We start from the raw sequence: 18518 nt of genomic DNA, 5'->3' as shown, positions 1-18518 counted from the left end.
GCCCCCGATCTTTCCATGGCACTCAAGCGGAATTTCGCTGCACCCAGTTGCGTGGATCGACACCGGGCATGCTCGGGTGGCCCGTCTTGACCATGCGCTGTTCGCGACGGGCGAGTAGCTGATAGGACGGGGCGCTCGGCCCGGCGAGCGTGCCCGCCAGAACCCGGGGCGCCAGCGGCGGGACGACATGGGCGGTGCGGATGCTGCGGCACAGCGCGCGGTGGGCCAGTTCGTCGGAGATCCCCCACTCGATGCCGTACATCTGCCGGATCCGTGGCGGAAGACTGCCCTGGACCAGCAGATACAGCGCGGTCCCGACCTGTTCGGCCGGTGGGCGCAGCCGGTACGCCTTGCGGTGGCCCGCGAGATAGGAGCCGACCAGTTCGGCCTCAGCGGTGAGGAACAGTTCGGTCGAGTTCAGATAGCTGTCGAAGTAGCGACGGAAGGCCGGGTAGTCGGCGGGTGCGGCGTCGCGCGGCATGCCGAACAGTTCGCCCCACCGGACATAGTCCTGGTAGAGGTCTTCGCGCTCGGTGGCCGTGAGTTCGCGGACGAGGCGGTCGTACATCACCTCGGCCGAATCGAAGGTGAAGGCCATGGTCATGAACATCAGGTGCGGGTCGTGGGCCGCGTAGGCGGTGCCGGCCGGATGGTGGGCGCCCGCGTCTTCGGGCAGGGTGCCGACCACCGCGTCGTGCTTGCGCCGGGTGAAGGCCAGCGCGCGATCGGCCTCGGCCAAGCTGCCGAGGAACACCGCTTCGAACAGGGCGCCGGTGATGGCCAGGCGGGTGTAGGGGGTTTCCCGATGCGCGGTGTGTTCGCTGGTGCCGACGAACAGCAGCGGATGCACCGCGCCGATCACCAGCGCCCGCACGCCGTAGGTGAGACCGACCGCGCGCTTGCTCATCACCCGCCGGATCATCGAATCGTCGGCGAAATATCCGGGTTCGCCCTGCCGTGTGGCCATGTTGCGCCTCCTCGTCGAGTGCATCTGGCAATAGAATCCTCCAGAATTGATATTCTGGCAAGAGTCTCTACCAAAACAACGCGCGAGGACGGCAGCACGCACAATGGACGCTGTGGCAGCACAACGGACATACGGTGGCGTTTCGGCGCAGGATCGGCAATCCCAGCGGCGGACCGCACTGCTGGACGCGGCGCTGGATCTGGTCGCCGCCGATGCCAAACTCACCGTCGCCGGCCTCTGTGCGCGGGCGGGCCTGAACGAGCGGTACTACTACGAGAGTTTCGACAAGCGCGACGACGTCCTGGAAGCCCTGCTCGACCGCATCGCCGACGAACTCACCGCGGCGATCGCCACCGCACTGGCCACCGCGCCCGCCGACAGCCGCGTTCAGGCCCACGCCGCGATCGACGCGGGCATCTCGGTGCTCACCGACGACCCGCGCAAGGCCAGGGCCGCGCTGATCGCCGGAATGGCCACCCCGGAGCTTCGCGCCCGTACCGCCAGGACGGTGCGGGCGTTCGCCCGGCTGGTCGCCGCCGAGGGCACCGGCTTCTACGGCGGCGACGTCCCACAGAATCTGGTCGACTTCCGGGCGATCTACCTGGTCGGCGGCCTGACCCAGACCCTCACGACCTGGCTCGCGGGCGACCTCGATCTCACCCGCGAGGAACTGATCGACCAGATCACCGACGTTTTCGTCCTGCTCGGCGACGACCTCGCCGGTCGCTACCGCTGAACGATCCCGCTACAGGGGGAAGCACGCGCCGGTGCACGGCTCCGACGACCCGTTGCTCAGCCAGCCGATCAGGCGCCAGAACTGGATGTCCACGTTTTGCACCGAGCCGGTACCGGAACCGCTGTCCGCGATCTGCGCACCGTTGGCAGGCTGGGACGGAAGGGGCACGCACACATCGAGCATGACGCCGTCGCATTCCGCGGCGGAACCGCTCGACAGCGCGCGCAGCAGGTTACCGACCAGGTCGCTCGATCCCGGGGACGCCTCGGCGACCAGCTGAATCTTCGCCTGCGCGGTGTCGGCGCCCGCCACGGCATCAGCTGTCGCCGGGCCGGTGGCCGCCGCGATGATCGCGCCGAAAATACTCGCGCTCAACAGTATTCGCTTCATCAGGTTCTCCTAGCCGGCAGCCTCGGGTGTGGCCGCACGGCGAAGACAGTAAGCGGACTGATCAGACTGCGACAGACACCAATAGCAGTGGCATCGAAACCCGGGCACCGGTGCGCCGATCCAGCGGGCAGTCGTCCACCGTGGACGCGGATTCGCGTCAGTCGGTCAGTCCGACCGCGCCGAAGGTGTCCGCGTCGCCTTGCAGAACCACGCGGAACACGACATCGCGGCGCGCCCAATAGGCGGCGCAGTCGCGCATGGTGGCGTCGAACCAGGCGCGTTCGGCGGGTTGCTCGCCGAGCATGTCGTCAGCGGTACGGATCACCGCGACATAGCCCGGGGCGTCGCCCACGAAATCGTCGAGGTCGCGCAGGCATTCGTCGAAGGCGTCCTTGTTGGCGCCGAAGTAGTACGGGAACTGGAAGGCGGCGGCGAACTCGTCGAACAGCTCTGCCATGGTGCGCATCTTGGTGCCGCGCAGTTCGCGCACGCGGTAGTCGGCGGGGGCGTCGTAGCGGACGCCGCTGAACTGGTTGGCGTCCACCGGCAGCGCACCGAGCACCGGCGGCGTGGTCGCGGCCGGCGCTTCGGGGGTGGGGCGAGCAAGGAACTGCGACAGCGTCATTCGCGGAGTCATCAGCGCATCCTCGTGAAGGTTTCGTAGTGGTCGCCGGTGTACCAGGCCGAACCGTCGCTGCCGGTGACGATGCGTTCGGCGTCGCGACCGCGATTGCGCTGCTTGGGATTCACATCCCACTCCTGGTACTTCACCGGATTGCCCGCCGAATCCTTGGGCGGCAGTTTGGTTCCCCGGTTCATGAACTGCTCGCCGCCCTTGGTGCCCTGCGCGTTGGCCGAACCGGGCCAGCGCCCCGCGTCGATCTCGACGAGGGTGACATAGGCACGGTCGGGCACACCCGCGGTCTTGGTGACCGGCGAGGCCGACGAATTCCCGGCGGGCGGACCAGGCTTCGGCGCGGACGCGGTGGTGGTGATCCCGGCGACGGCACGCGTGGTCGACGCGACGGTGGTGCTGTCGCTGCCGCGACCCCCGAACACGGTGAGGCCGATGGCCGCCAGAACGAGGACTAGTCCACCGAGCAGGCTGAGAGTCTTGCGTGAGAGTTTCATCGATACTGGACAGTAACGGGCGCGTGGTCGGACCACCGCTGGTCGTAGGCGTCAGCCCGTTCGACGACGGCCTGCTTGGCGCGACCGGTCAGCTCACCGAGGGCCAGCTGGTAATCGATGCGCCAGCCGGAGTCGTTGTCGAAGGCGCGGCCGCGGTAGGACCACCAGCTGTAGGGGCCCGCGACGTCGGGATGCAGGGCGCGCACCACGTCGACGTAGCCCGCGGCGAGCAGTTCGGCGATCCAGGCGCGCTCCTCGGGCAGGAAGCCCGCCGACTTCTGGTTGCCCTTCCAGTTCTTCAGGTCGACCTCGGCGGGGGCGATATTCCAGTCGCCGCTCACCACGAACTCGCCGGTGCGCGACTTCAGGTACGCGCCGAGCTCGGCCATGAACCGGTACTTCTCGTCCTGCTTGGGGGTGTTCTCCTCGCCTGAGTGCACGTAGACGCTCGCCGCGGTGACGTCGTCGAAATCGGCCTCGATATAGCGGCCCGACGCCGCGAACTCGGTGCTGCCGAATCCGACGCGCACGGCATCGGGTGCGCGCCGCGAAAGAATCCCCACGCCCGCGCGGCCCTTGGATTCGGGCTCGGCATGTGAGAGCACCCAACCCGCGTCGAGTGCGGGGGCCAACGCCGCCGCGGTCTGCTCGTCGGTCGCTCTGGTCTCCTGGAGGCAGACGATGTCGGCTTCGGTCGCCGCCAACCAGACCAACATGCCCTTGGTCGAAGCGGCACGGACCCCGTTAACGTTCACAGTCGAGAGGATTATCGGCACCGTACGACCGTACAATGCAGGCAGGGATGCTCCCCCGGACACCGTCGTCCAGGAAGGGGTGATGACGATGACGTCACGCACCGCCAAGTCCACCGCCCGCACCACGCCCGTCGCGGCGTTGCATATCGGGTCAGGCGACCCGGTCTTGTTGTTGCACGGGTTCCTGCTCTCACCACATTGCTGGGAGCAGGTCGCACAGCGAATGTCTGCCCATTGCGAGGTGTACGCGCCGGCGTTCGCCGGGCACTGGGGTGGCCCGAAGGTCGAGGGCTGGGCGCTGGATGTGTATGCCCTGGCCGATCAGATCGAGGACCAGCTCGACGAGCTGGGCTGGCGCACCTGTCACATCGCGGGCAATTCACTCGGCGGCTGGGTGGGACTCGAGCTGGCCCGGCGCGGCAGGGCACGCACGCTCACCACGATCGCCGCGGCGGGGGGTTGGGCGTCGCCGTCGCTGAGCCAGGTCAGGGTCGGCATCAAGTTCGCGTCGATGATTCCCTTCATCGAAATCGGCAAGCGCCTCGGCGGTGTGGCGATCAACAACCCCCTCGTGCAGCAGGTGGCCGCGATGCTGGTCACCAAGCACACCGGCGCCGTCGCCCGCCGCGACCTCGCGACCACGCTCACCGCGGTCCTGCACTGTGACGCGATGATCCCGCTGATCCTCGGCAGCCTGCGGGCGCCGGGCATGGACGACCTGGGTGAGCTGAGCACCCCGGTGCGGATGCTGCTCGCCGAATACGACCGGATCATCCCCAACAGCGTGTACGCCACCCGCTACCTGCGCGAACTGCCCGAGTCGGCGGATCGCATCCTGGTGCACGGAGTGGGGCATGTGCCGATGCTGGAGGCGCCGGACCGGATCGCCACGCTGATCGCCGAGCACATCTACGCCAGCCGCGGACACCTGCGCGCCGTGTGACGAGATCCCGGCCGCGACAGCACTGTTCGCGGCCGGGGCCGGTTCACTTCCCGAGCAGACCCTTGGCGATGTGGGTCACCTGGATCTCGTTGCTGCCCGCGTAGATCATCAGCGACTTCGCGTCACGGGCCAGCTGCTCGACCCGGTATTCGCTCATATAGCCGTTGCCGCCGAACAACTGCACCGCCTCCATCGCCACCTCGGTGGCGGCCTCGGAGCAGTACAGCTTCATCGCCGAGGCCTCGGCCAGGCTCGGCGGCTTGCCCGCGCGAGCGCGCTCGAGCACGTTGAACACCATGTTCTGCACATTGATTCGCGCCACTTCCATCTTGGCCAGCTTGAGCTGGATCAGCTGGAAGCGCCCGATCTCCTGCCCCCACAGCGTGCGATGGCGCGCGTAATCGACACAGAGCCGGTGACATTCGTCGATCACGCCCAGCGCCATGAACCCGACGCCGATCCGCTCGGCGGTGAAACTGGCTCTGGCGCTTTCTCTTCCGTCACCGCCCTGGTGTTCCTCGGTCTCGCCGAGCAACCGATCCTTGCCGAGCCGGACATTGTCGAAGAACAACTCGCCGGTGGGTGAGGAGTGCAGGCCCATCTTCTTGAACGGCTTGCCCTGGGTGAGGCCTTCCATGCCCTTGTCGAGCACGAACGTGAGCACCTTGCGGTCGCGTTTGCCGGCGCCGTCACCCTCGTCGAGCTTGGCGTAGACGATCATCACGTCGGCGCACGGACCGTTGGTGATGAAGGTCTTCTGGCCGTTGAGGATGTAGTCCTCGCCGTCGCGTTCGACGCGAGTCTTCATGCCGCCGAACGCGTCCGAGCCGGAATCGGGTTCGGTGATCGCCCAGGACGCCACCTTGCGCAGGGTGACGATGTCGGCCAGCCAGCGCTGCTTCTGCGCGAGGGTGCCCCGCGACATGATGGTGGTGGCGCCGAGACCGATGCTCACGCCGAGGGCGGACACCAGACCCATACAGACGCCGGACAATTCACTGATCAGCACCGCCATCATCGACTGCTGATCGCCGAACGGGCTGCCCGGCTTCTTGCCACCTTCGCTTGGACCCGCCGCTTCCTTGGCGAGCATCTTCGCGACGGCGTCCTCGCCCATCGCATCGATCCCGAACTGGCTGAACAGCTTGCGCAGGATCGGATACGGCAGCATCTCACCGCTGTCGAGGGCATCGAGGTTCGGCCGGACCTCCTTGTCGATGAACGCCCGCACGGCGTCGCGGATCATCAGATCGGTCTCGGACCATTCGAACACTGTCGTCTCCTGACGCTCGCTCCGTCCAAAAACATACACGCGTGCTTGTTTTTGCGGAGCCGTTTCGGTGACCCCGGTCACCATCCGCCCGCGTAACAGCGGCGTAACGGATCGGAAAATTCGCGTCTACATCTATGCAGGACCGTCTGTGAGTCGCCGGTTACGTGCGGCAGCGGATGAAGGAGAGAGGGAAATGGCCGGAGCAGATACTGCCGCCAAAGAAACACTCGAGGACTACACGCTGCGTTTCGCCCCGCGGAGCTACCGCAAATGGAGCCCCGCCGTCGTCGGCATCTCCGCACTCGGCGGCATCGCCTACCTCGCCGATTTCGCGATCGGCGCGAATATCGGCATCGCCCACGGCACCGGAAACGCCCTGATCGGCATCGGTATCTTCGCCGTGGTCGTGATGCTCACCGGATTTCCGCTCGCCTATTACGCGGCGCGCTACAACATCGATCTCGACCTGATCACGCGCGGCAGCGGATTCGGCTACTACGGCTCCGTGATCACCAATATCGTGTTCGCGTCGTTCACTTTCATCTTCTTCGCGCTCGAAGGTTCGATCATGGCGCAGGGCCTGTTATTAGGCCTCGGAATTCCGCTGTGGCTCGGCTATCTCGCCTCCACGATCATCATCTTCCCGCTGGTCATCTACGGGATGAACACCCTCGCCAAACTCCAGGTGTGGACCACGCCCCTGTGGCTGCTGCTGATGGTGGCGCCGTTCGGCTTCCTGCTGGTGCGCCACCCCGATTCGGTGGGTTCGTTCTTCGCCTACGGCGGCGAGAACGGTGAGGGCGTGAGCGTGTCGGGCGCGCTGCTGGCCGCCGGTGTGTGCCTGTCGCTGATCGCCCAGATCGCCGAGCAGATCGACTACCTGCGCTTCATGCCGCCGCGTACTCCGCAGAACCGGGCCAAGTGGTGGGGCTGGATGCTGCTCGCCGGTCCCGGCTGGGTGCTGTTCGGCGCGGCCAAGCAGGTCGTCGGCCTGTTCCTCGCGGTGTACCTGATCGCGAACCTGCCCGCCGCGCAGGGCATCGCCAACCAGCCGGTGCACCAGTTCCTGGAGATCTACAGGGACATGGTGCCGGGGTGGCTGGCCATGACGCTGGCCGTGGTGCTGGTGGTCATCAGCCAGGTCAAGATCAACGTGACCAACGCCTACTCGGGCTCGCTGGCCTGGACCAACTCCTACACCCGCGTCACCAAGACCTACCCGGGCCGCCTGGTGTTCCTGGTGGTCAACCTCGGTGTGGCGCTGGTGCTGATGGAAGCGAACATGTTCGACTTCCTCAACAACATCCTCGGCTTCTACGCCAACTGCGGCATCGCCTGGATCGTCACCGTGGCCACCGATATCGCGGTGAACAAGTACCTGCTGAAGATCTCGCCGAAGGTGCCGGAGTTCCGGCGCGGCATGCTCTACGACTTCAACCCGGTGGGTCTGGTCGGCTTCGGGCTGTCGGCGGTGCTGTCGATCATGACCTTCTTCGGCCTGTTCGGTGCGCTGCTGAAGCCGTACTCGCCGCTGGTCGCGGTGCTGGTCGCCTTCATCGCGACCCCCCTCACCGCGATCGCCACCAAGGGCAAGTACTACCTGCGACGCGCCGACGACGGCATCGAGGCGCCGATGTTCGACGAACACGGCAACCCGTCGGGCGACCTGCTCACGTGCCACGTCACCGGCATGGACTTCGAGCGCCCGGACATGATCGCCTCGGCGGTGCCTGGTCCCGAGGGCGAGATCCAGTACATCAGCTCGCTGGCGCTGTCCACGGACAAGGACGGCAAGCACCTGCTGCCCAGGCAGTAATTTTGGAGCGCTGGCGCGCTCGAGTTCGCGGCCCCTTGTGTCCCGTCGATCAGGCACCGTTGCTTGCTCCTTCGTCGCCTACGCAACGGCGCCTGATCGACGGGACGGCCGCGAACCCGCCGCTGCGCGGCGGCCCCTCCTCGAGGTCGGGGGTGCGGGGCTGGTTTCAGATCAATCTTCGGACAACCGGCAGCGGCAGGACCCGCAGCGCGAAGCCCAGTGGCACCCATGGCCAGCCGGGCACGTAGGCGTTGGCCCGGCGCTTCTCGATCGCGGCGACCATGGCGTGCACGCCGGTTTCGGTGTCCACCATGAACTTCGGCTGATGCTTGACGCGATCGTTCATCTCCGAGCGGATGTAGCCGGGATAGATCACCGAGACGTCCACGCCCGGAATCGCCTCCGCGCGAACGCCTTCGGCCAGCGCCGCGACGCCCGCTTTGGTCGCCGCGTAGGTGGTGAGCGTCTTGGGCATGCCGCGCAGGCCGGAGATCGAGGAGATCATCACCAGGTGACCGCGACCCTGCGCGCGGAAGATCTTCAACGCCGCCTCGCTCTGGGCCAGGGCGGCAAGGAAATTCACCACCGCGGTCTCGCGATTGGCCTTGTGATGGCCGGTGCCCAGCGGCGCGCCCTTACCCAGGCCCGCGTTGACGATCACGCGGTCGACGGTGCCGAATTCCTCGGCGAACTCGTCGAAGACGGTGAACACCGCCGTGTCATCGGTGACATCGAGTTGCTTCACCGACACGACACGGCCGGGGTGCTCGGCGAGGATCTGCGTACGCAGTTCGTCGAGACGCTCGGTCCGGCGAGCACACAGGCCCAGGTCGTACCCGAGCGCGGCGAACTGGCGCGCCATCTCGGCGCCGAGCCCGGAGCTGGCGCCGGTGATCAGGATGGTGCCCCGGCTCACGACAGCGCCGGGGTTCGTCGGGGGGTGATTCGCGATTCCATGTGCCCACGCTAGCCACCACGCGGCACGGAGGTCGAAGATCGGCGACTACGTTCGCCTGGCCGATGCGCCACAGCACCGCGGTGACGCACTCCTTCGCGCGTGCGAGGGCTGCGGTGCCGCGGTGCTGTCGGCGGAGTTTCAGCGGGCTGCGACCAGTCTGGCGGCGTTGGCGGCGGCGTCGTCGCCCGCTTCGTTGGCGGCCAGCTCCGCGTGGACCCGGTCGTAGTAGCGGTTGATCTCGGCGTTGGTGGTCTCCTCGTTCCAGCCGAGCAGCGGTGCGATCAGGCGGGCGACTTCCGGTGCGGCGGCGAGACCGCGATCGGGAACTTCGATCGAGATCCGGGTGCGGCGGGTGAGGATGTCGTCGAGATGCAGGGCGCCCTCGTGGGTGACGGCGTAGACGATCTCGGCGGCGATGTAGTCCGAGACGCCCGGAATCGGGTGGCGCAGGGCGGGGTCGGCGGCGATGAGGCCGAAGATATCGGTGCTCAGGGAGCCGTAGCGGCCCAGCAGGTGCTCGACCACGTCGACGGGCAGTCGCTGTGACACCGACAGGTCGGTCACCTCGGCGAGCATGTCGAAGTAGCCTGCCGCGCCGACGATCGGCAACTGCGCGGTAGCGGAGGCGGGGATCTCCCCGCCGAGGCGCGCGGCGGCGGCGTCGACGACATCGGCGGCCATCACCCGGTAGGTCGTGTACTTGCCGCCCGCGATCACGAACAGGCCCGGCGCGGGTTCGGCGACGGCGTGTTCGCGCGAGAGCTTCGCGGTCTCCTTCGTGGCGCCGGTCATCAGCGGCCGAAGGCCCGCGTAGGTGCCGACGATGTCTGCCCTGGTCAGCGGCTCACGCAGCAGCGCGTTGACGTGGTCGAGGATGTATTGCACGTCGGCGGCGGTGGCCGTCGGGTGGTTCTTGTCCAGCGCCCATTCGGTGTCGGTGGTGCCGATGATCCAGTGTTCGGCCCACGGGATGACGAACAGGACCGACTTCTCGGTGCGCATGATCATGCCGGTGTGCAGGTTCAGCCGGTCGCGCGGCACGAGGATGTGCACGCCCTTCGACATCTGGACATGGAACGGGAAGTCCACGCCGGTCATCTTGATCATGTCGTCGGTCCAGACGCCGGTCGCGCTGATCACGGTGCGGGCCCGAATGGTGTGTGTCAGACCGGTTTCCAGGTCTTCGACCCGCGCGCCGACGACCTTCTCGCCGTCGCGTTCCAGCCCGATCACCTTGGTCCGGGTCAGTACCGTGGCGCCGTTCTCGGCGGCGGTCCTGGCGATCATCATCGTGTGACGGGCGTCGTCGACCTGCGCGTCGTAGTAGCGGATGGCGCCGGTCAGCGCGTCGTCCCGCAGCGCGGGCGCGAGTTCCAGTGCGCCGGAACGGGTCAGGTGCTTGTGCATCGGGACCGTGCGCGCGCCACCGAGCGTGTCGTAGAGGGCGATACCGGCGCCGATGTAGGCGCGCTCCCACACCCGGTGCTGGAGCGGGAACAGGAACGGCACCGGGTGCACCAGGTGCGGGGCGAGCGTATTCAGCAGCAGCCCACGTTCTTTGAGTGCCTCGCGCACCAACGCGAAGTCCATCTGTTCCAGGTAGCGCAGGCCGCCGTGGATGAGCTTGGAGGAACGGCTCGAGGTGCCCGCCGCGAAATCGCGTGCCTCGACCAGGGTTACGGACAGGCCGCGCGAGGCGGCGTCGAGCGCGGCGCCGGCGCCGGTGACGCCACCACCGATGACCAGGACATCGACCTCGGCGGTGTCGAGCGTGCCGACAGCCTGCTCACGGTAGGTGGGGTCCAGTTGCACAGACACGATGATCTCCTTCTCGAAAGTATCGGGGGTGACTCAGATTTCGGCCCAGTCGAGGGTGCGTTCGACGGCCTTGAGCCAGCGGCGGTAGCCGTGTTCGCGTTGCTCCGCGGACCAGGAGGGGTACCAGCGGACGTCTTCGGACCAGTTGTCGAGCAGTTCGCCGGTGCCGCTCCAGAAGCCCACAGCAAGTCCGGCTGCGTAGGCGGCGCCGAGCGCGGTGGTCTCGGCGACGACCGGGCGCGAGACCGGGACGCCGAGCAGGTCGGCCTGGATCTGCATGGCCAGCTGGTTCACAGTGACGCCGCCGTCCACCCGCAGCGTCGCCAGTCGGACACCGGCGTCGCGCTGCATGGCCTCGACCACGTCGCGGGTCTGGTAAGCGATGGATTCCAGGGTGGCCCTCGCCAGGTGGGCGTTGTTGCTGTAGCGCGACAGGCCGACGACCGCGCCGCGGGCATCGGGTCGCCAGTACGGCGCGAACAGACCGGAGAAGGCCGGCACGAAGTACACGCCGCCGGAATCGGCCACCTGCCCGGCGAGGTCTTCGATCTGCGCCGCACCCGCGATGATGCCCATCTGGTCGCGCAACCACTGCACCGCCGACCCGGTGACGGCGATCGACCCCTCCAGCGCGTAGGCGGGCTTGTCGTCGCCGAACTGATAGGCGACGGTGGTGATCAAGCCGTGGTTCGAGCGCACGATCTCCGTGCCGGTGTTGAGCATCAGGAAATTGCCTGTGCCATAGGTGTTCTTGGCCTCGCCGGGCTGGAAACACACCTGCCCGACGCCCGCGGCCTGCTGATCGCCGAGCACGCCCGCGATGGGCACCGAGCCTTTGAACGGGCCGTCGGGCTTCGTCGTCCCGAACAGTCGCGGGTTCGCCGACGGCGCGATGGTGGGCAGCATGGCGCGCGGGATGCCGAAGATCGCGAGGAGGTCGTCGTCCCAGTCGAGGGTTTCGAGATCCATCAGCATGGTGCGCGAGGCATTGGTCGGGTCGGTGACGTGCACGCCACCGGTGAGGTTCCAGATCAGCCAGCTGTCGAGGGTGCCGAACAGGGCGTCACCGCGCTCGGCATCGGCGCGCACGCCCGCGATGTTGTCCAGGATCCACTTCAGCTTGCCGCCGGAGAAGTACGGCGCGGGCGGCAGGCCGGTCTTCTCGCGGATGAGCGCGCTGTGCTCGGCGGCGTCGAGGTCGGCGATGATGCGGTCGGTGCGGGTGTCCTGCCAGACGATGGCGTTGCCGTAGGGGCGGCCGGTGTGGCGGTTCCAGACCACGGTGGTCTCTCGCTGGTTGGTCACCCCGATGGCGGCGAGGTCGTCGGCCGTGAGATCGGCGAGCGAGAGGGCGGTCTTGACGACGGTGCGGGTGCGTTCCCAGATCTCGTCCGGATTGTGTTCGACCCAGCCGGGGCGCGGCATGATCTGCGAGTGTTCGAGCTGGTGGCGGGCGACCACGGTGCCCTTGTGGTCGAAAACCATGAATCGCGTCGACGTCGTGCCCTGGTCGATCGCGCCCACGTACCGGTTCATCTTCTCGCCTTCCCGGACCTCGTCGTCGAGTCCGCCGATCGGGCGCCTGTGCCCGAAACCCACGCTAGGAACGCGGGCACGCGGGCACCACAAGCACCGTTCGACAATGCTGAACGGTGGTAGGTTCGGGCCCATGCCTGGCCCGATCCAGTCGATCGAACGCGCCGCCGCCGTGCTGCGGTTGCTGGCGCGTGGACCGGGGCCACTGGGTGTCGGCGAGATCGCGACCGCGCTCGACCTGGCCAAACCCACCGCGCACGGCATCCTGCGGACGCTGCTCGGGGTCGGGTTCGTCGACCAGGACGCGCTCACCGGCAAGTACCTGCTCGGCCCCGCGATCGGCGAGCTCGGAACCGATCGGCTCGACGTGAACGAGTTGCGCTCACGGGCGATCCACCGGGCCGACGCGCTGGCCTCCCGTTCCGGGGAATCGGTGCGCATCGCCGTGGCGCGCGATACCGGAATCACGGTGATCCACCACGTCTTCCGGCCCGACAACAGCGAGCAGGCGCTGGCGGTGGGCGAAGTACTTCCCGCCCACGCGACCGCGCTGGGCAAGGTGCTGCTCGCTTACGACGCCGCGGCGCAAGCCGGTGCGCTCCAGGGTTTCACCCACCGGACGATCACCGAACGCGACGCGCTCGACCGGGTGATCGCCGAGGTTCGCCGACGGGGCTGGGCGGACGAAGTCGACGAGCACCGCTCGGGCGAAGCGGGGATCGCCGCGCCCATTCGGGCCAGAGGCGGCCTCGTCGTCGCGGCCATCGGCATCTCCGGGCCGACGGATCGGCTGTGCGACAACCGGTTACAGGTGCGCGCGGCCGCGATCGAGCAGGTTCGCGCCGCCGCTCTCGCCGTGCACCGCGACCTGACGGCAGCGCGATGAACCGGGCCGGTACTTTCGCGAGCGCCACCTCCACCGACCGATACTCCGCGGCCGACAACGAGAGCAGACGACGATGACCCCACGCTTCGTGCTCGCCATCGATCAGGGCACCACCTCGAGCCGGTGCATCGTCTTCGATCAGCACGCCCGGCTGGCAGGCATGGCGCAGCGGACCCATCGCCAGCACTATCCCAAGTCGGGGTGGGTGGAGCAGGACGCGCTCGAGATCTGGCGGACGGTGGAGCGGATCGTGCCCGCGGCGCTGCGCGATGCCGGGATCACTGTCGGCCAGGTGGCCGCGATCGGCATCGCCAATCAGCGCGAGACCACCGTGGTGTGGGATCGGCGCACCGGGCTGCCGGTGCGGCTGGCCATCGTCTGGCAGGACGTGCGCACCGAAGAGCTGGTCGAGCAGCTGAAGGAATTGCCCGGGGCACAGCGTATTCCCGAGTTGAGCGGGCTTCCGTTGGCCACCTACTTCGCCGCACCACGCCTGCGCTGGCTCCTCGACAATGTCGACGGTCTTCGCGCAAGAGCCGAACGCGGCGACGTTCTCTTCGGCACCATGGAATCCTGGCTCATCTGGAACCTGACCGGCGGCGCCGAGCACGTCACCGACGTGACCAACGCGGGGCGCACCCTGCTGATGAACCTCGCCACCCGCCAGTGGGACGCGGAACTGCTGCGGTTCTTCGACATTCCGCCCGCCATGCTGCCCCGCATCGAACCGTCGACGGGCGATTTCGGCACCGCCCGCACCGTCGTCCCCGGCGTCCGGATCGGCGCGGCCCTCGGCGACCAGCACGCGGCGCTGTTCGGCCAAACCTGCTTCGCCCCTGGCGAAACCGAATGCACCTACGGCACCGGCGGCTTTCTCATGATGAACACCGGCACCGAACTGATCCGCTCCCGGCACGGCCTGCTCACCACCATCGGCTACCAGGTCGGCGCCGAACCGGTGTACGCCCTCGAAGGGCCCATCGCGGTCACCGGATCTCTCGTCCAGTGGCTGCGCGATATCGTCGGCCTGATCGCCACCGCACCCGAGATCGAAACTCTCGCAAGCGCAGTCGACGACAACGGCGGCTGCTACCTGGTCCCCGCCTTCTCCGGCCTCTACGCCCCGCACTGGCGCAGCGATGCCCGTGGCCTGCTCATCGGCCTGACCTCCTACGTCACCAAGGGCCACCTGGCCCGCGCCGTCCTGGAGGCCACCGCCTGGCAGACCCGCGACGTGGTCGAAGCCATGAACGCCGACGCCGGCCTCCAGGCGAAGTCCCTGCGGGTAGCAGGCGGCATGGCCTCCAACAACCTGCTCATGCAGATCATCGCCGACGTCCTCGACACACCGGTCATGCGCCCGCTGGTCACCGAAACAGTCTCCCTCGGCGCCGCCTACGCAGCGGGTCTGGCCGTCGGCTACTGGCCCGATCTCCAAGGCCTACGCCGCAATTGGAAGGTCGCTGCCCAATGGATACCGTCGCCGGACCGTCGAATCCGCGAGGAAGAATACGAACGCTGGCAACGAGCCGTCCAGCTCAGCGTCGGCTGGGCCCGGCCCGCCAACTAGACCACTGAGGTAGGGACGGTCGCGCGTCAGCCGAAGAGTTCGTCGGTACGAGTGGCGGTGACCGCCTGCGTCAACCATGCGTCGAGCTGGTCGAGATCGGTACACGCGGCGAGCAGCGCGCGCTGCGCGGCGGACAGCTCGAGCCCGCGGGCAGTCAGCACGGTGAGCACCGCGTGCGCAGCAGTCTCGGCGACCTTCGCGTCCACCTCCGCGAGGCCCTCCTCTCGCCCCTTCGCCATGTACTTGGTAGCGATGCGGCCGCGATATTGAGGCGAGCTCTCCATCAGTTCCTCCAAGCGTCGGCTTGCGGCGACGGTCAACGCGTCGTCGACCAGATCAAGATACATTTTGGCATGTTCATCGTCGGTTTTCATCAGCCCGGCCAGGAACGCGGCAAGGACTTCCTCCGTATGCGGGCCTGCGCCGTGGGCGATCGCCGACAGCGTCGCGCGCTCGGGGCACTTTCCGGCCTCGACCGGATCGGTGACGACCGGGAAACGGTCCGGGCCCAGCACCAGCGGTTGGATGACCGATCCGACTGTATCGAGCTCGATCGGCTGCTCGGCCCACTTCGCGACTGCTCTGCTGGGCGTCACCACCAACAGCACTACCGGGCAACACAGCCGCGATCGCAGGGTGGTCAGGTAGACCGGCCATTTCCAGCGACGCACGTCCGCCTTGGACAACTGCACCTCGACGCACACACCGAGTACCGGGATGTCCCGATCGTCGTGGGTGCTGAGGGCCAAGTCACCGCGGAACTCCTTGGGCCCGACGTCAGTGAAGTCGCACGGCTCAGCCCGCATCTGCGACAAGCCGGGCAGCGGGATCCTGAACTCCTCAGCCAGCAACGACGGGGCGAGCAGGAGATCCGTGCGGAACAGGTCAAGCAAACCCTCGTGCAGGTGGCTCGGCATGTGGGCAACGTAGGACGAGGTGCGCAAGGGCACCAATCGGTTACGGCGTGTTACGCGCCGACCGGCGTTGCAGGAAAGCCGTGAGGGTGAACAGGAGGACACCGGCGACGGCCAGCAGGGCGCCGACCACGGCCGGGGCGGTGTAGCCGAGGCCCGCGGCGATGACGAGGCCACCGAGCCAGGCGCCCGCGGCGTTGGCCATGTTCAAGGCGGCGTGGTTGAGGGCGGCGGCGAGGGTTTGGGCGTCGGCGGCTACGTCCATGAGGCGGGTTTGGAGGCCGGGGGCCAGGGCCGCGCCGGAGGCGCCGACGAGGAAGGCGCCGATCGCGGCGGTGACGGGGTTGTGCGCCGCCAGGACGAATCCGGCCAGGATCACGACCATCGCGATCATGGCGACGAAGATCGAGCGGTCGACGCCACGGTCGGCGAGGATGCCGCCGCCGATATTGCCCACGATCATGCCGAGACCGAACAGCGCCAGCACGATCGGCACCGCGCCGATGGGCATGCCCGCGACATCGGTCATGGTGGTGGCGATGTAGGTGTAGACCGCGAACATGCCGCCGAAGCCGATCGCGCCCACAGCCAGGGTGAGCAGCACCTGCGGGCGTCGCAGCGCACCGAGTTCGGTCATCGGGTTGGTGATCTTCATGCTGGTCAGCGCGGGGACATAGCGCCACAGAGCGGCCACCGTCGCCACGCCGATCACGGCGACGACCACATAGGCGTCACGCCAGCCCAGGTGCTGACCGAGCCAGGTCGCGCCCGGCACCCCGATCACATTCGCCACGCTGAGCCCGAGCATCACCGCGGCCACGGCCTTGGCTCGCTGCCCCACGGGTGCGAGCGTGGCGGCGGCCAGCGAGGCGACGCCGAAGTACGCGCCGTGCGGCAGACCGGACACGAACCGCGCGAGCACGAGCGTGCCGAAGGTCGGCGCGAGCACGGTCCCGATATTGCCGATGGTGAACGCGACCATCAACACGATCAGCAACTTCTTGCGCGCCACCCGCGCGCACAACGCGGCGATCAACGGCGCACCGACCACGACGCCCAGCGCGTACGCCGACACCGCGTGCCCGGCCGACGGCTCGGAGATATCGAAGGCCCGCGCGATATCGGGCAGCAACCCCATGGTCACGAACTCGGTGGTCCCGATCCCGAATCCACCCAGCGCCAACGCGAGCATCGCCGGGACATGCCAGCTGGTGCGTGGCACCTCGAGGCGATCGGGGGCTGCAGTGGAAGAAGTCACGCTTCCATGCAACGGCGACGACTACCCTTTAGCTACCCGAAACGAGCGTGAGTTACCCCACCGTGGGAACAACCGCCGGGGACGGACGCAAAAGCGCTCGCATCGGATTCGATGCGAGCGCTTTCTTACAGCCGTGCGGGTTCGCGGTCGCGAACCGGGGCTACATCACTTCAGAGCACGAGCCAGGTTGACGTCCAGCGCGCCGAGGAATTCCTCGGTGCTCAGGTAACCCTGGTCGCCGCCGACGAGCGCGGCGAGGTCCTTCGTCATCTGACCGCCCTCGACGGTCTTGATGACCACATCCTCGAGCGCCTGCGCGAAGCCGATCACCTCGGGGGTGTTGTCCAGCTTGCCGCGGTGTTCGAGACCACGGGTCCAGGCGAAGATCGACGCGATCGGGTTGGTCGAGGTCGGCTTGCCCTGCTGGTGCTGACGGTAGTGCCGGGTGACCGTGCCGTGCGCGGCCTCGGCCTCACAGGTCTTGCCGTCCGGGGTGAGCAGCACCGAGGTCATCAGGCCGAGCGAGCCGAAGCCCTGGGCCACGGTGTCGGACTGCACGTCGCCGTCGTAGTTCTTGCAGGCCCAGACGTAGCCGCCCTCCCATTTCATGGAGGAGGCGACCATGTCGTCGATCAGGCGGTGCTCGTAGGTGAGGCCCGCCGCGTCGAACTCGGCCTTGAACTCGGCGTCGAAGACTTCCTGGAAGGTGTCTTTGAACATGCCGTCGTAAGCCTTGAGGATGGTGTTCTTCGTGGAGAGGTACACCGGGTAGTTCTGCTGCAGGCCGTAGTTGAACGAGGCCCGCGCGAAGTCCTCGATGGACTTCTTGAAGTTGTACATACCCATGACGACGCCGCCGTCCTCGGGCATCTTCACGACCTCGTGGATGATCGGCTCGCTGCCGTCTTCCGGGGTGAAGGTCAGCGTGACGGTGCCAGCCTCGTAGACCTTGAAGTCGGTGGCGCGGTACTGGTCGCCGAAGGCGTGACGGCCGATGATGATCGGCTTGGTCCAGCCGGGCACCAGGCGGGGCACGTTGGAGATGATGATCGGCGCGCGGAAGATGGTGCCACCCAGGATGTTACGGATGGTGCCGTTGGGCGAGCGCCACATCTTCTTGAGGCCGAACTCTTTCACCCGCGCTTCGTCGGGGGTGATGGTGGCGCATTTCACTCCGACGCCGTACTTCTTGATGGCATTGGCCGCGTCGACGGTGACCTGGTCGTCTGTCTTGTCGCGGTACTCGATGCCGAGGTCGTAGTACTCGAGATTCACGTCGAGATAGGGATGGATCAGCTTGTCCTTGATGAACTGCCAGATGATCCGGGTCATCTCGTCGCCGTCGAGTTCTACAACGGTGCCTTCAACCTTGATCTTGGACATGGATCTTCGTGTCCTCCTCGGTGGGTGCCCTTATTGCACGGCTAGGCGAACACGCTTGTGAGCGGACCCCAGCAGTTCCAACAGACAACGTATATGCCCCGCGTTGTCTGCGGGACGTGTGGTGCAAACAAGACGAGCGTACTGCTGTCCCCCACCTCACCGCGATGGGAGGGCCCGCTGTGCG

The 18518-nt window shown here is 67.3% G+C and carries 17 protein-coding genes; 5 read left to right on the top strand and 12 right to left on the bottom strand.

The window, feature by feature from the left end; translation table 11 throughout:
* Positions 1-22 precede the first annotated feature (22 nt).
* Complete coding sequence (locus ACFTS5_RS25360; RefSeq protein ID WP_378635462.1) at positions 23-967, bottom strand: oxygenase MpaB family protein; 945 nt, start codon at positions 965-967, stop codon at positions 23-25.
* Between the two features lie 103 nt (positions 968-1070).
* Between ACFTS5_RS25360 and ACFTS5_RS25355 the strand changes: the two genes are divergently transcribed.
* Positions 1071-1703 carry a TetR/AcrR family transcriptional regulator gene (locus ACFTS5_RS25355; protein ID WP_378635460.1) on the top strand — a complete coding sequence of 211 codons (633 nt, stop codon included), beginning with the start codon at positions 1071-1073 and terminating at the stop codon, positions 1701-1703.
* A 9-nt stretch (positions 1704-1712) separates the two neighbouring features.
* On the opposite strand, the gene ACFTS5_RS25350 is transcribed toward ACFTS5_RS25355, so the two are convergent.
* From ACFTS5_RS25350 to ACFTS5_RS25335, 4 genes are all read right to left on the bottom strand, one after another.
* Positions 1713-2093, bottom strand: coding sequence for a hypothetical protein (locus ACFTS5_RS25350; RefSeq protein WP_378635457.1), 381 nt, complete (start codon positions 2091-2093; stop codon positions 1713-1715).
* A 157-nt stretch (positions 2094-2250) separates the two neighbouring features.
* Entirely contained in the window at positions 2251-2730 is a 480-nt protein-coding gene (locus ACFTS5_RS25345) for a barstar family protein (RefSeq protein ID WP_378635455.1), read from the bottom strand.
* A complete protein-coding gene (locus ACFTS5_RS25340; RefSeq protein ID WP_378635453.1) occupies positions 2730-3224 on the bottom strand; it encodes a ribonuclease domain-containing protein in 495 nt (164 codons plus the stop codon). The genes ACFTS5_RS25345 and ACFTS5_RS25340 overlap by 1 nt, the downstream gene beginning before the upstream one ends.
* Entirely contained in the window at positions 3221-4000 is a 780-nt protein-coding gene (locus tag ACFTS5_RS25335; protein ID WP_378635450.1) for an exodeoxyribonuclease III, read from the bottom strand. Before ACFTS5_RS25335 ends, ACFTS5_RS25340 begins: the two co-directional genes overlap by 4 nt.
* Before the next feature lie 67 nt (positions 4001-4067).
* Between ACFTS5_RS25335 and ACFTS5_RS25330 the strand changes: the two genes are divergently transcribed.
* Positions 4068-4922 (top strand): alpha/beta fold hydrolase, encoded by an 855-nt coding sequence (locus ACFTS5_RS25330; protein ID WP_378635448.1) that lies wholly within the window; start codon positions 4068-4070, stop codon positions 4920-4922.
* Between the two features lie 43 nt (positions 4923-4965).
* Here the strand turns inward: ACFTS5_RS25330 and ACFTS5_RS25325 are convergent, their stop codons facing one another.
* Positions 4966-6195, bottom strand: coding sequence for an acyl-CoA dehydrogenase family protein (locus ACFTS5_RS25325; protein ID WP_378635445.1), 1230 nt, complete (start codon positions 6193-6195; stop codon positions 4966-4968).
* 193 nt (positions 6196-6388) lie between these two features.
* Here ACFTS5_RS25325 and ACFTS5_RS25320 point away from each other — a divergent pair, with 193 nt between their 5' ends.
* Entirely contained in the window at positions 6389-8011 is a 1623-nt protein-coding gene (locus ACFTS5_RS25320) for a purine-cytosine permease family protein (RefSeq protein WP_378635442.1), read from the top strand.
* A gap of 166 nt (positions 8012-8177) precedes the next feature.
* Here the strand turns inward: ACFTS5_RS25320 and ACFTS5_RS25315 are convergent, their stop codons facing one another.
* From ACFTS5_RS25315 to glpK (ACFTS5_RS25305), 3 genes are all read right to left on the bottom strand, one after another.
* A complete protein-coding gene (locus tag ACFTS5_RS25315) occupies positions 8178-8927 on the bottom strand; it encodes an SDR family oxidoreductase (RefSeq protein WP_378635440.1) in 750 nt (249 codons plus the stop codon).
* A gap of 180 nt (positions 8928-9107) precedes the next feature.
* Positions 9108-10787, bottom strand: a complete 1680-nt coding sequence (locus ACFTS5_RS25310) for a glycerol-3-phosphate dehydrogenase/oxidase (RefSeq protein WP_378635437.1) — start codon at positions 10785-10787, stop codon at positions 9108-9110.
* 33 nt (positions 10788-10820) lie between these two features.
* On the bottom strand, positions 10821-12323 hold the full coding sequence (gene glpK, locus ACFTS5_RS25305) for a glycerol kinase GlpK (protein ID WP_378635799.1): 1503 nt from the start codon (positions 12321-12323) through the stop codon (positions 10821-10823).
* Between the two features lie 133 nt (positions 12324-12456).
* Here glpK (ACFTS5_RS25305) and ACFTS5_RS25300 point away from each other — a divergent pair, with 133 nt between their 5' ends.
* Both ACFTS5_RS25300 and glpK (ACFTS5_RS25295) read left to right on the top strand, forming a co-directional pair.
* Entirely contained in the window at positions 12457-13209 is a 753-nt protein-coding gene (locus ACFTS5_RS25300; RefSeq protein ID WP_378635434.1) for an IclR family transcriptional regulator, read from the top strand.
* Between the two features lie 73 nt (positions 13210-13282).
* Entirely contained in the window at positions 13283-14779 is a 1497-nt protein-coding gene (gene glpK / locus ACFTS5_RS25295; RefSeq protein ID WP_378635431.1) for a glycerol kinase GlpK, read from the top strand.
* Between the two features lie 26 nt (positions 14780-14805).
* Here the strand turns inward: glpK (ACFTS5_RS25295) and ACFTS5_RS25290 are convergent, their stop codons facing one another.
* The 3 genes from ACFTS5_RS25290 to ACFTS5_RS25280 form a co-directional block, all read right to left on the bottom strand.
* Positions 14806-15696 carry a hypothetical protein gene (locus ACFTS5_RS25290; protein WP_378635428.1) on the bottom strand — a complete coding sequence of 297 codons (891 nt, stop codon included), beginning with the start codon at positions 15694-15696 and terminating at the stop codon, positions 14806-14808.
* 40 nt (positions 15697-15736) lie between these two features.
* On the bottom strand, positions 15737-16885 hold the full coding sequence (locus ACFTS5_RS25285) for an MFS transporter (RefSeq protein WP_378635797.1): 1149 nt from the start codon (positions 16883-16885) through the stop codon (positions 15737-15739).
* Positions 16886-17116: 231 nt separating this feature from the next.
* Positions 17117-18334, bottom strand: a complete 1218-nt coding sequence (locus tag ACFTS5_RS25280; protein ID WP_067447965.1) for an NADP-dependent isocitrate dehydrogenase — start codon at positions 18332-18334, stop codon at positions 17117-17119.
* Positions 18335-18518: the final 184 nt, after the last annotated feature.

Source organism: Nocardia sp. NPDC056952, assembly GCF_042674185.1.
Lineage (GTDB): Bacteria > Actinomycetota > Actinomycetes > Mycobacteriales > Mycobacteriaceae > Nocardia.
Note: the sequence above shows the minus strand (reverse complement) of the source record. Positions and strands in the feature narration are given on the sequence as shown.